The sequence below is a fragment of the Parachryseolinea silvisoli genome, assembly GCF_021190955.1.
Taxonomy (GTDB): Bacteria; Bacteroidota; Bacteroidia; order Cytophagales; family Cyclobacteriaceae; genus Ohtaekwangia; species Ohtaekwangia silvisoli.
Map to the genome: position 1 here is coordinate 2205881 of NZ_JAIOAO010000001.1, position 15252 is coordinate 2221132.

General features: G+C 53.3%; 11 protein-coding genes. 4 read left to right on the plus strand and 7 right to left on the minus strand.

The features are described from left to right. Positions 1-54: 54 nt before the first annotated feature. From K7P01_RS09135 to K7P01_RS09145, 3 genes are all read right to left on the minus strand, one after another. Positions 55-2880 (minus strand): TIM-barrel domain-containing protein, encoded by a 2826-nt coding sequence (locus tag K7P01_RS09135; RefSeq protein ID WP_267292076.1) that lies wholly within the window; start codon positions 2878-2880, stop codon positions 55-57. Positions 2881-3705: 825 nt separating this feature from the next. Continuing rightward, positions 3706-7860 carry a hybrid sensor histidine kinase/response regulator transcription factor gene (locus tag K7P01_RS09140; protein ID WP_267292078.1) on the minus strand — a complete coding sequence of 1385 codons (4155 nt, stop codon included), beginning with the start codon at positions 7858-7860 and terminating at the stop codon, positions 3706-3708. 34 nt (positions 7861-7894) lie between these two features. Then, on the minus strand, positions 7895-8695 hold the full coding sequence (locus tag K7P01_RS09145) for an RMD1 family protein (RefSeq protein ID WP_267292080.1): 801 nt from the start codon (positions 8693-8695) through the stop codon (positions 7895-7897). 122 nt (positions 8696-8817) lie between these two features. Between K7P01_RS09145 and K7P01_RS09150 the strand changes: the two genes are divergently transcribed. Continuing rightward, entirely contained in the window at positions 8818-9579 is a 762-nt protein-coding gene (locus K7P01_RS09150; RefSeq protein WP_267292082.1) for a S1/P1 nuclease, read from the plus strand. On the opposite strand, the gene K7P01_RS09155 is transcribed toward K7P01_RS09150, so the two are convergent. Continuing rightward, positions 9580-9954, minus strand: coding sequence for a winged helix-turn-helix transcriptional regulator (locus K7P01_RS09155; protein WP_267292084.1), 375 nt, complete (start codon positions 9952-9954; stop codon positions 9580-9582). Between the two features lie 351 nt (positions 9955-10305). Here K7P01_RS09155 and K7P01_RS09160 point away from each other — a divergent pair, with 351 nt between their 5' ends. The 3 genes from K7P01_RS09160 to K7P01_RS09170 all read left to right on the plus strand — a co-directional run bounded on the left by K7P01_RS09160 (position 10306) and on the right by K7P01_RS09170 (position 12605). Then, positions 10306-11205: a helix-turn-helix domain-containing protein gene (locus K7P01_RS09160; RefSeq protein WP_267292086.1), complete on the plus strand. Its 900-nt coding sequence runs from the start codon at positions 10306-10308 to the stop codon at positions 11203-11205. A 667-nt stretch (positions 11206-11872) separates the two neighbouring features. Further along, entirely contained in the window at positions 11873-12331 is a 459-nt protein-coding gene (locus tag K7P01_RS09165) for a hypothetical protein (RefSeq protein ID WP_267292088.1), read from the plus strand. Between the two features lie 19 nt (positions 12332-12350). Next, positions 12351-12605 carry an Atu4866 domain-containing protein gene (locus K7P01_RS09170; protein ID WP_267292090.1) on the plus strand — a complete coding sequence of 85 codons (255 nt, stop codon included), beginning with the start codon at positions 12351-12353 and terminating at the stop codon, positions 12603-12605. Between the two features lies 1 nt (position 12606). On the opposite strand, the gene K7P01_RS09175 is transcribed toward K7P01_RS09170, so the two are convergent. From K7P01_RS09175 to K7P01_RS09185, 3 genes are read right to left on the minus strand one after another with little or no spacing between them, the layout of a single operon-like run. Beyond that, on the minus strand, positions 12607-12909 hold the full coding sequence (locus K7P01_RS09175; RefSeq protein WP_267292092.1) for a DUF1330 domain-containing protein: 303 nt from the start codon (positions 12907-12909) through the stop codon (positions 12607-12609). A 17-nt stretch (positions 12910-12926) separates the two neighbouring features. Then, the gene (locus K7P01_RS09180; protein WP_267292094.1) at positions 12927-13772 is read right to left on the minus strand and encodes a hypothetical protein; all 846 of its coding nucleotides are present in this window, start codon (positions 13770-13772) and stop codon (positions 12927-12929) included. A 53-nt stretch (positions 13773-13825) separates the two neighbouring features. Further along, on the minus strand, positions 13826-15238 hold the full coding sequence (locus K7P01_RS09185) for a T9SS type A sorting domain-containing protein (protein WP_267292096.1): 1413 nt from the start codon (positions 15236-15238) through the stop codon (positions 13826-13828). Positions 15239-15252 lie beyond the last annotated feature (14 nt).

The following is a 15252-nucleotide window of genomic DNA, read 5'->3' on the forward strand; positions in this document are numbered from 1 at the left end:
TTGATTGAGTATATCTTCAATTCCCTTGCGGGAAAGTGAATTCATCTTCCCGGGTTATTTGACTTCTAGCGCACTGCCCGTATAGTCTACCACCTGGTCGGGGCGGACGTCAAGTCCCACCCCGGCAGCGTGGTCTTTTTTAACCCAAACTATTTGTATTTTCCGCTTCTCTGGCATGCCTTTGTACGTGCCCTTGCGTGCCCCGATGGTAAGCGTACCGGTAGACTCTTTGTACAACAGGGGTATGGTAGCATACGCGCCCTGTTCGTAATTGTAATTGATGCCTTCGTCTTCGTACAAGGTAAAGGTAGCGTCTTTGCCGGTGAAGATATAGAGCGTCAGCGGGTCGGCAACTTTCTCGGCGGTGTATTGCAACGCAGGGCCTGCGGGCAAGATCGATCCTTCTTTCACATAGAGGGGCATGCGTTCCAGCGGCGCTTCCGCTTTCAGTGTACGGCCACCGGCATAATAGGTGCCCGTGTAAAAATCATACCATCCGTCAGTAGCCGGCAGGTACACTTCGCGTGAGCGTTCTTTATACGTGTGTACCGGGCTGACCAACAAAGATGGGCCGAACATATACTGATCGTCGACGTTGTGTACTTTGTTGTCGGCATTGAAGTCCATAACCAGGCCGCGCATAATGGTATAGTCGTTCCAGTAGCTTTGGCCGGCCAGCGAATAGATATAGGGCAGCAGGTGGTACCGCAGCTTGTCGTAGTAAACCATGCTATTATACTCGGCCGTTCCCGCGGGCGCAATGTTGTAAATTTCCCGGAATGGATATTGACCGTGCGAGCGGAATATCGGGCAGAAGGCACCGAACTGGAACCACCGCGTGTTCAGCTCGCGCCATTCGTTGAGGGTCTCGCCGGTAGCCTGCTCATAACGTTTCTCGACAGAGAAGCCGCCGATGTCCATCGTCCAGTACGGAAGACCGCTCAGACCGAAGTTTACACCCGCCGCGATCTGGTCAGCGAAGTCGCTCCACCGCGATACGATATCGCCACTCCAGGTAGCGGCGCCGTAGCGTTGCTGGCCCGCGAAGGCCGAGCGCGTAAGGATAAAGACACGTTTATCGGGGCTGGACTGGCGTTGTCCCTCGTATACACCTTTGGCGTTCATCAGCGAGTAGGCATTAAAATATTTCGCGCCGGGGCCAAGTGCGGTGGGGCTCATGTTTACCTTGCGCTCTTCGATCGACAGGTTCGAGTGCATGTCGGGCTCGGTAGCATCCAGCCACCATGCGTCAACGCCCAGGCTATTGAGGTGGGTGTCGATTTGGTGCCAGAACAATTTTCCCGCATCTGCATTAAACGGATCATAAAAGGTAGACTCGTAGCCGGTACCGACCCAGTCCTTGCGTTTTTTCTCGGCGTTGCGCACGAAGAGGAAGCCCTTGCTGTTCATTTCGTCGTAGTTGGCTGTGCCCGTATTAAACTTCGGCCACACCGAGATCATCAGTTGTGCGTGCAGGTCGTTGTGCAGCTCTTTCATCATGCCGGCCGGATCCGGAAAACGCTTCAGATCAAATTCGTGTGAGCCCCACTTCGGATCTTCCCAATACTGCCAGTCGAGCACGATGTTGTCGAGCGGTATGCCCCGCTTGCGATATTCTTTTACCACGGCCACCATCTCCTGGGCGTTATGATAGCGCTCACGGCTCTGCCAGAAGCCCATGGCCCACTTCGGTGCGATGGGAGCCTTGCCCGTGAGATAACGATAGCCCGCGATGACATCGTCGGCATCGTGACCTTTAATAAAGTAATAGTTGATCTCGTCGCCTACTTCAGACGACAGGGTGAGCCTGTCCTGGTCTTCCTGCGGGTAGGGGTCGAGATGTTTGACAGCAATGTAAGCGCCGCCGTCGGGCGACCACTCGATCTTGATCGTGTGTTTTTCGTCGCCGGTAATCCGTACGTTAAATTTATTGGTGCCTGCATTCCAACCCTGGCGCCACTTGTCGAACAACTGCTCGCCGTCGACCCATACTTTAAAATAGCCCGACGCATATACTAAGAATTTGTGATCGCCGGCAGTAGCCGACGAGAACGATCCTTCCCATACTACCTTACCTTGCTGCGCTACATCTTTCGGGAAGTTGTCTACCTGTGGTGTCTCGAGGAACTCATATTCGATGCGGTCCTCCACGGTTGTCTTCACGACGTTGTCTTTTACATAGTAGCTGGCACTCAGGCCACCGGCTTTGCCGGTTTTGTCGTATAGTTTTAAGCCATCCAGCCCCTGGTAGGGACGCGGGTCGCCAAAACGCGAGATGGAATAATTATCCCACAGGATGCCATAGTTGCGGCTGGAGTATAAAAAAGGCACCACATCGACGATGTTCTGCTGGATGAGCTCCACGTCTTGTCCTTTATAGTTCATCTGGCCATTCTGGTGGGCACCGAGGCCATAGAAAGCTTCATCACCGGGAGAGTCAAAGACCTGTTGTACCTGGTGTGTGGCCAGTTTGTCGACAGTGGTTGGGGTAAATGTTTTACCGCCGCCGGTTTTTTCTTGTACGATCAGCTGGCCGGTGGAGTCGGCAAAGGATACTTCGCCGGTCGTGCGCTTCACCGTGGCCCGCAGGGACCTTGTCACCAGCACCAGGGCGTCGTTGGTTTCTTCCAGCTTCCAATCTTTTTTGCCTTCCAGCCCGGGCAGTACGATCAGGCTTTGAGCGGTAGCGAACGTGTCCGCTGTGCTGGCGGTGACGTGAATGATATTGTCTGAAACAACCTGAAGGCGGACCGCCCGGGTTGCCTGACCCTGGGTGGGTTTCAGGACGACGCCGTCGGCAAGCTTTTCAAAGTCATTCGTTGGTTTACACGAGATGAGCCCTGCCAGTACGATGAGGTGTGCGAGTATAACTTTTTTCATAGTATCCTATCCGTTTCTCCTTTCTGCAACCGGTTCCTGGAAAACAATATTTCGCGCAATCGGTTGCGATAAAGGTAGCTGGGAAGATGCTTTGGAGGGGGTATGAAATTGTCTGATCGTGGAGGCTCAAACGTTTTCGGAAGGTATCAAAATGTTTCAGAACAGGGGGTGAAATCGCTTTGGGCGGTGGAAGGTTGGGATTCTGGTAACGGTTGCGGTGCAAAAAGTGAGACCATCGCAGTACTTGGGAAAGAGGAAAAAGTAGGCGCGGGATACTCCCTACTAAAGCCCTACTAAAGCCGTACTAAAGCCCTATCAAAGCCCTATGAGTCCACGGCGGAAAGTACCGGCCTGGCCGCAAGGCACGGTCACAAAAAGAACGAGCGCAAGACTAAAATTGCCCGCAGTTCTATAGTTTATGCAAGAGTGTTCAGATAAGTCCAGCCAGCCCCGAAGGGGCGCAATACAATAGCCCAGGCCAGAGCGGCAGCGGAGGCCTGGGTAAACTGACACAGACCACACATAAGCCCTGAAAGGGCGTAACAATAGCCGCCTCTACGCACCCTGCGCGAGGCCTCGCGCAGGGTAAGCTTACTGTCTTAAACTTTAGATTAATAGAAAATAAGAAAGGACAGCGAGCCGGCGATCAGGATATAGATCGTGATTTCGATGGCGAGCATGATGCGAATGGAGCGCCTGATTTTTTTATCGTGTGACATCGGCTGGTTGAATGGTTCAAAGCTAAGAATCGAACCGGCGGCACATGGTTACAGAATCGCTTATAGATAGTATCGGAATGTTTCTTTTGAAGCCTTTCGACCGGTCTTACGCGGTGCCTTTACGTTTTCCGGCGGCGTAGGCGGAAGGAAGGACATCGTATTGGTCCTTGAAGTAGCGCGCAAAATATTTCGGGTTGTTGAACCCTACGCGGTAGGCGACCTCCGCCACGGTCAGCTGGCTCTTCTCCAACAACTGGGCGGCCTGTTGCAGGCGAATGGTGCGAATGAATTCCAGCGGAGATTTGCCCGTGAGGGCAAGTATTTTTTTGTAAAAGTGGGCGCGGCTGATGCCGAGCGCGCGGCTGAGGTCCTCGACGGAGAACTCGGGCGAGGCAATGTTGTCCTCCACGCATTTGACGGCGTTCTGGATAAACTTCTCGTCCAGAGGCGTGATCTGCAGCTCGCTTGCGCGGACATCCAGCTGGCGGGGGAAGGCCTGGTGAAACTTTGCGCGCCGGGCGATGAGGTTGCGAATGCGCGAAGCCAGTATTTCGAAGTTGAAGGGTTTGGTAATATAGTCGTCTGCACCCGTGCGGAAACCTTCAAGCTTTTGCTCTTCGGCCGCCCGCGCGGTTAATAAGATAACGGGAATGTGCGACACACGCTGGTCCGTCTTGATGTTGTGGCAGAGCTCGATGCCGTTCATTTCGGGCATCATGATGTCGCTTACCACCAGGTCGGGCAGCTGCTCTTGCACTTTCTTCCAGCCCTCGCGGCCATTGCGCGCCTCGAGCACCTGGTACTCCAGCTTCAGGTTGTCTTTGAGGTAGAACCGGAAGTCTTCATTATCTTCTACCAGCAGCAGCAGCGGCTTCTTTCCCGCCGCTTCGCCATCCTCGGCTACTCCTGTCGGTTGTCTGATCGCATCTTCCGTTACATCTTCAATCTCCTGGTTGACAACACCCTCCTCTATATGCATCACTTCGTGTAGGGGCAGCGTGACGGTGAAGGTGCTGCCCTGTCCGGCGTTGCTTTGTACGGTGATGGTGCCGCCGTGTATTTTGACAAACTCCCGTGTAATGGCCAACCCGATGCCACTGCCCTGGTTGACCATGCTTTTCGGAAGCTCGTGCTGGAAGAAGCGTTCGAAGATCCGTTCCTGCTTGTCGGCCGGGATGCCAATGCCTGTGTCTTGCACGCGAATAACGATATGCTGACCGGTCCCCTCTCCTGCTTGCAGCGATACCGTTACGGTCACAGCACCATGCTCCGGCGTAAACTTGAAGGCGTTGGACAACAGGTTGAACAGGATCTTTTCGAGCTTGTCCTGGTCGAAGATCGTCTCGAGGGCGGTCACATCGGTGTGGAAGTCCAGGCGGATATCTTTCTTTTCGGACAGGTCAGAAAAGGAGTATACCGTGTCGCGTATAAACGCAATGATGTCGCCTTCCGAGGGATTAAATTTTACCTCTTGCACCTCGAGCTTGCGGAAATCCAGCAGCTGGTTAACCAGGCTCAGCAGACGACGCGCGTTGCGCTGAATGACCTGGAACTGTTGCTGCTGTCCGGGCTCGGTGGCCTGGCGCAACATTTTTTCCAGCGGTGTGAGGATCAGCGTAAGCGGCGTGCGAAACTCGTGGCTCACGTTGGTGAAGAATTTTATCTTCATCATATCGAGCTCGTGCATGCGGGCGGCTTCCTGGCGCTCCTGCTCGATTATAAATTTCATCTTTTCACGCTGCTGGATCAATTTACGGGTGACGAGCAACGCCGCAATGACAAACACGAAATAGAGCAACAAGGCCGTGCGTGTTTTCCAGAAGGGCGGTAACACAGTGATTTTTAACCGGGCACCTTGTTCATTCCACACGCCGTCATTGTTGGCAGCTTTGACCCGGAAAGTGTATTCGCCAGGATCCAGGTTGGTGAAGGTTACACGCCGCGAGCGACTGTCGGCCGGTAGCCAGTCGTTGTCAAAGCCCTCCAGTTTATAGAGATAGGTATTGTTCTCGGGATGGAAGAAGTTGAGGGCGGCGAACTCGATCGAGAATACGTTTTTATCGGGCGGCAGGACAATAGCCTGGCTTTCCGTGATGGCGGCGGGTAGCAATATCTTACCATCGACGGATTCGTCGGGGTGAATGCTTTTGTTGAAGAGCTGGAAGTCGGTCAACACCACTTGCGGCGGTATCGTGTTGCGCCCAAGCTGGCCGGGCTTAAAGATGTTGAAGCCACTGGCCCCTCCAAAGACAAGCTCGCCACGACGCGTTTTGAGCGCGGCGTTTTCATTGAACTGCTTTGCTTGCAGGCCCTCCGCCTCACCGTAGTTGCGAAAGGTATAGGTGACTTTGCCACCGGCCTGTTGCCGAATCTCCAGCTGCGACAGGCCATTGGGGGTGCTCATCCAAAGGTGGCCCTGGTCGTCTTCGAGAATGGTAAGCACGGCGTTGTGCGGAAGGCCGTCGGCCAGGGTGAAGACGCGGAAGGTTTTGGACTTTTTATCGTATAGGTTCAATCCGCCGGCGGTGCCGATCCAAATGCGCCCGGCGGCGTCTTCGCGGATATCGTATACGTTGTTATTGCTGAGGCTGCCGGGGTTGTTCTTTTCGCTTTCGTAGTGCAGGAAGCGTCCCCGCGCGCGGCTCAATACGTCGATGCCAAGCGACGTACCGATCCAGACATTGCCTTCGCGATCTTCGGTAATGGCGGCGATGTAGTCGGAGTGGATGGCCTGGGGGTCGCTGGTTTTATAGTGCGCGAACGTATTCGTGCGGGTGTCGAGCAGGTCGAGACCGCCGTTGAGTGTGCCGATCCATAGGCGCTGGCGCGAGTCTTCAAATATTTCCCAGACGCTGGCGGCGGCCAGGCTGGAGGGGTCTGCGGGATGGTGCGTATAGCGTGTAAAGCCCTTGCCGTCGAAGCTGTTGAGGCCCCCCAGGTACGTGCCGATCCACAGTGTCTTGCGGTGGTCGATCCACAAGCTCACAATCACGTTGCTGCTCAGACTGCGGGGATTACCGGGAATATTTTTATAGGTGGTATAGACTCCCGTGCTACGATTGAAGTAAATCAGGCCGCCGCCGTTTGTACCGATCCAAAGATTGCCCTGGTCGTCCTCTATAAAACGGTTTACATCGCTGTAGGGCAATGCCCCCGGGCCCGTGCCGGTGTGGTCATAGCGCGGAAAGCGCAGCAGGTTTTCGTGATAGTAACTGATGCCGCGCTTATAGGTGCCGATCCAGAGGATGCCCTGATCATCTTTATACAAGGCATTGACGCTGTTTTGGCGAAGGCTTTTCGGATCGTCTTCCCGGTTGACAATGGTCTGAACAGTGTGATTCTTTTTGTCGAGAATGTTGATGCCGCCGTGATCGGTGCCGATCCAAACCCGCCCGTGATCATCGGGTGTAATGGCACGTACGAGATTGGTACTGAGTCGTGGTTTCGGGCCGGTAGCCGTGTAATGTTGCAGCATGCCCGTGGCGGGTTGAACGTGGTATACGCCCAGGGCCTCGTCTTGTGCGAAGATCCAGAGGCCACCTTCGGGATCGACGGCCATGCGATAATCGAATTTGGCACCAGACAAGGCTTTGTTCCGGTAGTCTATCCGGTAGCCATCTTTTGTGATGACGATACGCTCAAGCGTGCCGTTAGCATGGAGTGCCCAGTAGTGGCCGGCGGCATCTTGCAGAAAGCTTGTAACGCTGTCCGACGCCAGGGTGCTCGTGTCGCCGGGTACATGCCGCAGGGACAGACTTTGGCGGGTAGTTGTATCGTAGCGAACCAGGCCGGCAGCAGTGTGCACAAACCAATAGTGGCCGGTGGCGTCTTTCACAACATCGCGCAGCCGGTTTAGCGGCAGGTGGTATGTTTGAAAAAAAGATGTGGCGTTGGTCTGGAAGCGCTCCTTAACGGGATCGTATATATTAAAGGTATCGGCGGTAATTACCCCCAGGCGGCCACCGGGCACCTCCACGACAGCGTGCACAAGGTTGGTGGCAATGGTCGTGGAATCGCGGGCGTCGTGCTGGAATACTTTGAAACCGTAACCGTCGTAACGGCTCAGACCAGAGGCCGTGCCGACCCAGAGAAAGCCGCGGCGATCCTTGTAGAAGCACAATACTTCGTTGTGGGAAAGGCCCTGGTTCACGTCTACGTGCATGAACTGGTAGCGGCCGGGCTGTGCTTGCAGCCGCGGCAGCGCGGACAGCAACGCCAACCAGACCCAGACGATCCTGCACTTTGTGATTGCCGATACCATATACCTGAATGCAAGGTAATGAAGTATTCGGATATCACCCGGCGATCTTGAGGATCTTGGTGATCAGGAGATCAAACACTTCTACCAGAATGAGGATGATAATGATATATTCCAGCACGGTGTTTTCACGCTGGTGAATGATTTCGCGGAAGACCGAGAGGTTGTCTTCTATAATGCGCAGGGTGTATTCTACTTCGCTAAAGCGCACGCGCAGGTCGAAGTGTTTGGCAAGCCCCCGTTGTAAGGTGTCAAGGTATTCATCGTTCCACACAAGCTCGGGTGCGTCGAAGATGTATATGTTCTCGGCTATTTCGTTTTGTGTGCTCAGCGCCTTGCCGATAAATCGCATCATGTTATTGCGGCTGATCTTGAGTTTACCGGTAAGCTGCAACTGGTTGGCAAAGCCCTTCACTTCGGTGAGCAGCGTTTCGCTTACGCCATGGTAATAATCAAGCGCGACTGACTGCGCCAGGTTGAACATGGCAATGCGGATAACCCTGTCATCGAGCCGGCCCAGCACTACTTCGTCAAACTGAAAGGCGATGTCGTTGCGTTCTTCCAGCCGCAAATCGTGGTCGTCGCGTAACCAGGTAGCGGGTGGACTTTTCTGGAATTTGTCAATGGCCTTGATGGCCCACTTCATTTCATCTTCGTTGTAGCCGGCAAAAACCATCACACCATAGTTGAAATAGTACTGGTATTTGTCGCCCACGAAGTTGTAGTACAGCTCAGATGAGGAGTCGGCCAGGGGTTTGATATCCAGGAAGGCCTTGATACCCTTTATATCCAACTGGTTGGCAACAAGAAATGCGGAAAGTTTTACCGTGTGCGGCATACGATTCTTAAATCTATAAAGTTAAAACAACAAGACAGGTGTAAAAGGTGTCATCTTTTACAAAAAGTGTGTTTGAAAAGCTGATTTTTCGTTGAGATTTGCGTGCTTATTGCTGATATACCATGAAAAAAATCATCATTCTGCTATTGTTTACCGTATGTTATGCCCACGTTAACGCCTGGGGACCTACCGGCCACCGGGTGACAGGCTGGATCGCCGACAAGTACCTCAACAAAAAGGCCCGCAAGGAGATTGAGCGCGTGCTGGGCGGACAGTCACTCGCCATGGCCAGTACCTGGATGGACGAGATCCGGTCGGACTCGGCATACGACTATACGGCCGACTGGCACTGGGTGACGCTGCAAGACGGCCAGACCTATGAGCAAAGCGAGAAGAATCCCAAGGGGGATATTATCCAGGCCCTGGAAAAAATCATTACGGAGCTGAAGTCGAAGACACTGACGCCGGAAGAAGAAACCAGGCGCGTGAAGATGCTGATCCACCTGATCGGCGACATTCACCAGCCCCTGCACGTAGGCGGTGGCAGCGACCGCGGTGGCAACGATGTGCGCATCTCGTGGTTCCGCAACGAGAGCAACCTGCACCGCGTATGGGACAGCGAAATGATCGACGACACCAAACTTAGCTACAGCGAGCTGGGACAGTCACTCGACAAACCTACCCCGGCGCAACTGACCGGCTGGCAAAACTCTTCTGTTAAAGACTGGGCTTACGAGAGCATGGCATATCGCAAGCAGGTATATGATTACGGTAACGGCAAACTGGGCTACCAGTATTCGTACAAGTATTTTCACATCGTGCGCTATCGTCTGCTGCAGGCCGGTATACGCGTGGCCAGCGTGCTGAACGAGATATACGGTTAATCAGGCTTCCTGCTGTTGCATAGCCTTTTGTTCTCTGTGTTGCTCGCCCCAGGTAGAAATGCTGTGCAGCAACGGTTCCATAGTCTGCCCCAACGGTGTGAGCTTGTACTCCACCCGGGGCGGCACTTCGGCATACGCCATCCGCTCGACTAAACCGTCGCCTTCCAGTTCTTTTAACTGCGTCGCCAGCACGCGTTCCGACACCCCCACGACGATCTTGCGCAATTGCCCGTAACGCAATACACCGTTGTTGACCAGCGCCCACAGTATCGCGGGCTTCCACCTTCCTCCTACCAGCGACAATGTATAGGCCATGCCGCAGCTCTGCAATATTTGCTGTTCGTTGACGGCATTGGTTGAATTCATTTTCCGCATACTTGCTTTTTTATCCGTGCCCGATTCTTTTAGCCGCTACAGGGTGAACAAAAGTACAGCCCCTGCTTTTGAAACGAAATCAGTTCAGGATTAATCCGTCAGACTCTGAAAATTTTTATCACCCTTCATCGGGTAGGCGTTTTCGGGCCGCTGATTTTCGTGCTGCCGGCGATCATTTTACGGTCTGGCCGCTATTTTCATTGGTCCATTTCCTTTTACAGGATGTAATTCGTGGCTATCTTGGGTAACAGAAAATGTTTGAATTTTGCAAGCTTTGCTTTGATCCGCATAAGCGCCATGGGCAAATCGCGTTGCACCTTTACAACCGCTATCATCCGAGATTACACCCGTATGGAGAAGACTGAAACACTCGAAGACTTTTATCAGCGCAAGCTGCAGTGGATGCCCGAGAACCTGAAACAGGACATCGGCCACTTCAATGTATTCCGCCTGGAAGACTTTATGACCCACGGCTCGGCCGGGGCATACAGCCGCCGGTCGTTTTATAAGATCAGCCTGATCCGCGGCCGGAATATCTTCCACTATGCTGAGAAAAGCCTGGAGGTATCGGGCTCGACGTTGATGTTTTTTAATCCGCAAGTGCCCTACACCTGGGAAAGTCTCGGCGGTACCAACACAGGCTTCTTCTGCATTTTTAAAGAAGCCTTCTTTACCGAGAAAATCCGCGGCAGCATCAGCGACTTTCCCATGTTTGCCCCGGGAGCCAAGCCTGCTTACTTTTTGAACAAAGCGCAGGACAAGCAGGTGACGCAAATCTTTCAGAAGATGCAGGATGAGATTGCTTCGGACTATACATACAAGTACGACCTGATCCGAAACTATGTGACGGAGATCATTCACTATGCGCTTAAGATGCAGCCGTCGGAGACGCTCTATCAACATACAAATGCCAAGTCGCGCATTGCGTCGATCTTTACCGAGCTGTTGGAACGTCAGTTCCCGATCGAGTCGCCTACACAACGGTTTACGTTGCGCTCGGCAAATGACTTTGCGCAAGCGCTGGCAGTGCATGTCAATCACCTGAACCGTGCTATTAAAGAGACTACGGGAAAGACCACGACCGAACATATCCTGGATCGGCTGGCAATCGAGGCCGGTGCGTTGCTCAAGCATACCGATTGGAATATATCTGAGATCAGTTATGCATTGGGGTTTGAAGAACCCGCGCATTTCAACAACTTTTTCAAGAAACATTTTTCGATGACGCCTACGGCGTACCGCACAGTATAGGGTTGGTTCAAGTCTGCATTGCTGGCGCAAGTTTGAGCGCCGAGCGTTAGCGCAGGCGCGGAACTTGTGCCTGAAACTGTATGCAGTCTTAGACTGCCGTGTCCCCGACGAAGTCGGGGCTGCCAGCGAACAAACCTCCCCGCCAGTCTGAAGACTGGCAACAGCTCAAGTCACAAGAGACGCGCTTCGCGCTAACTCTTGCCAGTTGGGAACTTGCGCCAGCATTATGTTTGGCAATGTCCGGGGAATTGCCAGACGATGCCCGTGTAAACCTCGCCCGCACCTCCCGGATGCCATACCTGACCCAACAATGTCCCACCCCTTTTATAGCGTAGATCATCCGTGGTTCAACCGTGGAACATCTATGGAGGAACCCTGTGGGATACTTGAACTATCCCCGGCAAACCTCCCCTTTTCCCGGTCCCACGTTCGATTCGCTTTCGATCTTTTTCGACTTTCCTGACCACCTCCCGGCCACCCCCTGGATGTCATTTTTCAAACGAACGGAATTATTTCCCAAACAACCAGTCAAAACTGATGCAACACGTGGTTAACATGTGATCCGGCGCTGCTCCAGGGGTGATTGTGCTTGAATCCTGCAAGCATCGCTTTGAATATTGCAAAGATGCCGCGCCCGCCGGGGGTACCTTTGTGTATGGTTCGCGACATGACTAACTTTTATGCTTACCGGTTGCAAGACGCACCACCGCTGGAGGCGTTGCCGCTGCTCCACAGTACGGAAGATTTCTATACCATCAGCCTGTTGCAAAATGCTCCACGCTGCCGGTACCTGGATACTGCGCAAGGACGCCCCGAAGCACTCCTGCTGTTCTTTCATTCGCGCATGCCCCACGTTCCGTGTGATGCCCGCGCAGGATTCTTTTGCATGTTCAAAGACTCGTTCCTGACGCCCGGCATGCAAGAGAATCTTCACGCCTTGCCGATGTTCAACCGTGAAAGCACCCCGGCGCTTCCATTGCTTGCGCAGCATGAGCGTTACCTCACCAACGTCTTTGAGAATATCACCGAGGCGTTACAGTCAGACTATACCTTTCGCACGGAGCTCTTGCAGAACTATGTCTTCGAGTTGTTTCACTACGCCTTGAAGATCCAACAGCATGTTTAATATCGTAAATACATATTCTATGAAACCGAATGAACCTTTTTACATCGGCACCTGGGTAACGGCCGATGGTCACATCCGCCACACACTGTTACCCAACGGCCGCTACGACGAAGATCGCGGCCGTCGCAAGAGCGCCTACCAGGGCCGTTATACGATGACCGGCAACCACATTGACTATGTGGACGACACCGGGTTTACTGCCGACGGTGATTTCCGCGAGGGTATTTTATACCATGCAGGGATGATCCTATATAAGGAAGAGAAGAACGATTGATCTACACAACGCCATCCACGATCACACCGTTCGTGCGCGTGCAAGCCTGTCGAAGTGCCTTGAGCGGAGCATACTCTTCGGAGTTGTAAAAGCGCAGGGCCGCCTCGCGGCTATCGAACTCGTGCACGACCAGTATTTTGGGTTTCCAGTCGCCCTCCAGGGCGATGGGATTCAGCTCACGAATAATGGTACGACCTCCGTACCGGGCAATCATCGGAAAGGCCTGCTCTTTGTAGCGCGCCATGCCGGCGGGGTCTGTCACTTCCAGGTCGACAACGAGATAAGATTTTGCAGTCTGGTTCATGGGGATAATATACGAACCTATCCGATCTTTGCACGCAGGCTTTCAACCATCTGTACGACCTGCCCGATCTGGGAGTTCGAAGATTTCTTCAACTGCTCCAGCACTACCGCCGAAATAAGCCTTGGCCAGAAGAGCGATGAGTTCACGTCGCCGGCCTGGGTTTCGATCACTGTGATCTGCTCGGCGAGTGCCTGCTGAAGCGCTGGTGGCACAGCCGGATCTTGCGAAAGGGCTTTGAGCTTAACCAGTCCTTCCTGTAAACGGTTATGTTGAAAATCGTCGATGGCATCGGTCAGCTTATACGGCCAGTGTATACCGGTCTCGTTGGCAAACCCCGCAAAATAGAACTTAGACTGTGCGAAGTCTTTATCGTACGCCTGGGCCAGTCCCATGAGTACATAAAAAGTAGCCACTTCGTATTGTGCCTCCGCGTCAGGCTTCAGCAGTTTTTTCGATTGCTCAGCTTCTTCGTGCGCGAGGCTATCCCACCCCTGCTCGTACATGGCGATGGAACGCAACGACCGCGCCAGGTACTGCGCGGTAGTATCGCCTTCCTCTTGCGCCAGGTCCGCTTCCGCAAATGCCATGGCAGGCTTACCCGAGACGGTCCAGCCGTATCCAAGCAAGAGGTGCGCATAGGTGGGATCAATGGGGGGGAGTGAGTCTGTCTTCTGGCTGTTGTACAGCTTTACGGCGGGTCCTACGGCGGTAGACGACGTGGTCTTGTAGGCGCGGAAGGTTATGCCGCTGGTGGCATCCTCATATTGCTCACGCTGTGTTTTCTCGTCAGAACAGGCGCTGAAATTCAGGGCGAAGAGAGCAGGCAAAAGGATCGTCTGCCAGCGGGATGAAATTCGATACATGGGCGCAAGATAACAACGCGCGCCTATCAATCGCAATTATGACATGCGATGTTCTATTTCACCATAATTTTCAGCTCGAATCCAGACTCCGGACTGTTTGTTCGCAGCATATATACGCCTGCCGGTGAGTTCTCCAGATCGACGGGATAATAACGTGCCCCTGCCTCTACCATAGCGCTGAAAATTATTTTTCCTACCAGATCAGAAATTGTAACGAAGGTATTCTGCTTAAGGGGGCTCTTGAAGTCAATAGAGAATTTACCACCTTCTACAGGATTGGGGTACACGGTCAGACCCGGGGGGAGCTCATCCATCTGCACCATTCGGATGGCCAAAAATTCCATGGTGCCGTCCAGGTCTGTTTGCTTTAACATGTAATACGATTTGCCGGGTAGGGGATCATGATCAGTATACGCATATTTCTGAACATTGTACCCATTCGGGCCGGCTGCTACCGTTCCGACATCCGAAAAGGTGCGACCGTCCTTACTTCGTTGGATGGTGAAATAGTCGTTATTCCTTTCGCTGGCTGTTGTCCAATCCAACTCGACATGTGTCTCGACGGCTTTCGCGGTAAAGGCAAGCAATTCCACGGGGAGCGGCGCGTTATTTCCGGACAAGGTCCACGGAGAAAAGTTTGTTACATCCGGGACGGTGACACCCGTTGCATTACTGGTTTGACCTGGGAGAGGGTTTTCCCACGTGCCCGTTGTACTATTCCAGCGTTGTGCCTGCAGCGATGTAATGGTGCCAACCTCCGCCGGGGCAGCCTGGAATGTTAATGTGGCGGTGCCGCTGGGGCCGTCCTTATCGATTTGCCAGAACCTGTCTACAACGTTCGCGCTATTGTCGACTCCCAGCCGGTTCATGTCGGTGACGGCGACGGGAACCGTGGGATACGGCGTGTTATTCGCGGCGGTGGGATAGGTGGAAACCGTTACGTTCCCCAGATTTCCGGCTGTTAGCAACACCGTAAAAGGTATATAGACTCCTGTGGACGTTCCGAATGGAAAAACGTGGGCAGAAGTGTTTGTACCGACTATCCACCGCAGCTGACTGGAATTGTTAGTCTTCTCACTCAAAATATACCCGCCGGTTCGGGTCACCGCAGTCGGCAAAGCATTTTGTATAGTCAGGCGCCGCGAATTTAAGTCGAGCGCACCTGCGGTAAGGGTTAGCGTATTACTAATGTTGATATCCGACTGCAGGCTTACGCTCACGGCATTATCCGCAATGAAGTTATTAAATGTAAGCGTGGTGGACCCGAAGATAAATTGATTGGCCCCGCCTCTGAATGAGGTCGATTGTCCCCCATCGGTAAATACTCCATTGTTAACGAAATCGCCAAAAAAGGAGATTGTCGCCCCGGGAAACGTCCGAAAATTTCCGGTATTCGTGAATTGGTGCTGGGCCTGGGCAACGGTGCAGACAAATATCAACGCTATGGATAACTGTAGGTTTCTCATCGTACTCGGATTAA

Coding starts and splice junctions, on each gene's coding strand:
- K7P01_RS09135 (WP_267292076.1), bottom strand. CDS start 2,880: ATGAAAAAAGTTATACTCGCACACCTCATCGTACTGGCAGGGCTCATC.
- K7P01_RS09140 (WP_267292078.1), bottom strand. CDS start 7,860: ATGGTATCGGCAATCACAAAGTGCAGGATCGTCTGGGTCTGGTTGGCG.
- K7P01_RS09145 (WP_267292080.1), bottom strand. CDS start 8,695: ATGCCGCACACGGTAAAACTTTCCGCATTTCTTGTTGCCAACCAGTTG.
- K7P01_RS09150 (WP_267292082.1), top strand. CDS start 8,818: ATGAAAAAAATCATCATTCTGCTATTGTTTACCGTATGTTATGCCCAC.
- K7P01_RS09155 (WP_267292084.1), bottom strand. CDS start 9,954: ATGCGGAAAATGAATTCAACCAATGCCGTCAACGAACAGCAAATATTG.
- K7P01_RS09160 (WP_267292086.1), top strand. CDS start 10,306: ATGGAGAAGACTGAAACACTCGAAGACTTTTATCAGCGCAAGCTGCAG.
- K7P01_RS09165 (WP_267292088.1), top strand. CDS start 11,873: ATGACTAACTTTTATGCTTACCGGTTGCAAGACGCACCACCGCTGGAG.
- K7P01_RS09170 (WP_267292090.1), top strand. CDS start 12,351: ATGAAACCGAATGAACCTTTTTACATCGGCACCTGGGTAACGGCCGAT.
- K7P01_RS09175 (WP_267292092.1), bottom strand. CDS start 12,909: ATGAACCAGACTGCAAAATCTTATCTCGTTGTCGACCTGGAAGTGACA.
- K7P01_RS09180 (WP_267292094.1), bottom strand. CDS start 13,772: ATGTATCGAATTTCATCCCGCTGGCAGACGATCCTTTTGCCTGCTCTC.
- K7P01_RS09185 (WP_267292096.1), bottom strand. CDS start 15,238: ATGAGAAACCTACAGTTATCCATAGCGTTGATATTTGTCTGCACCGTT.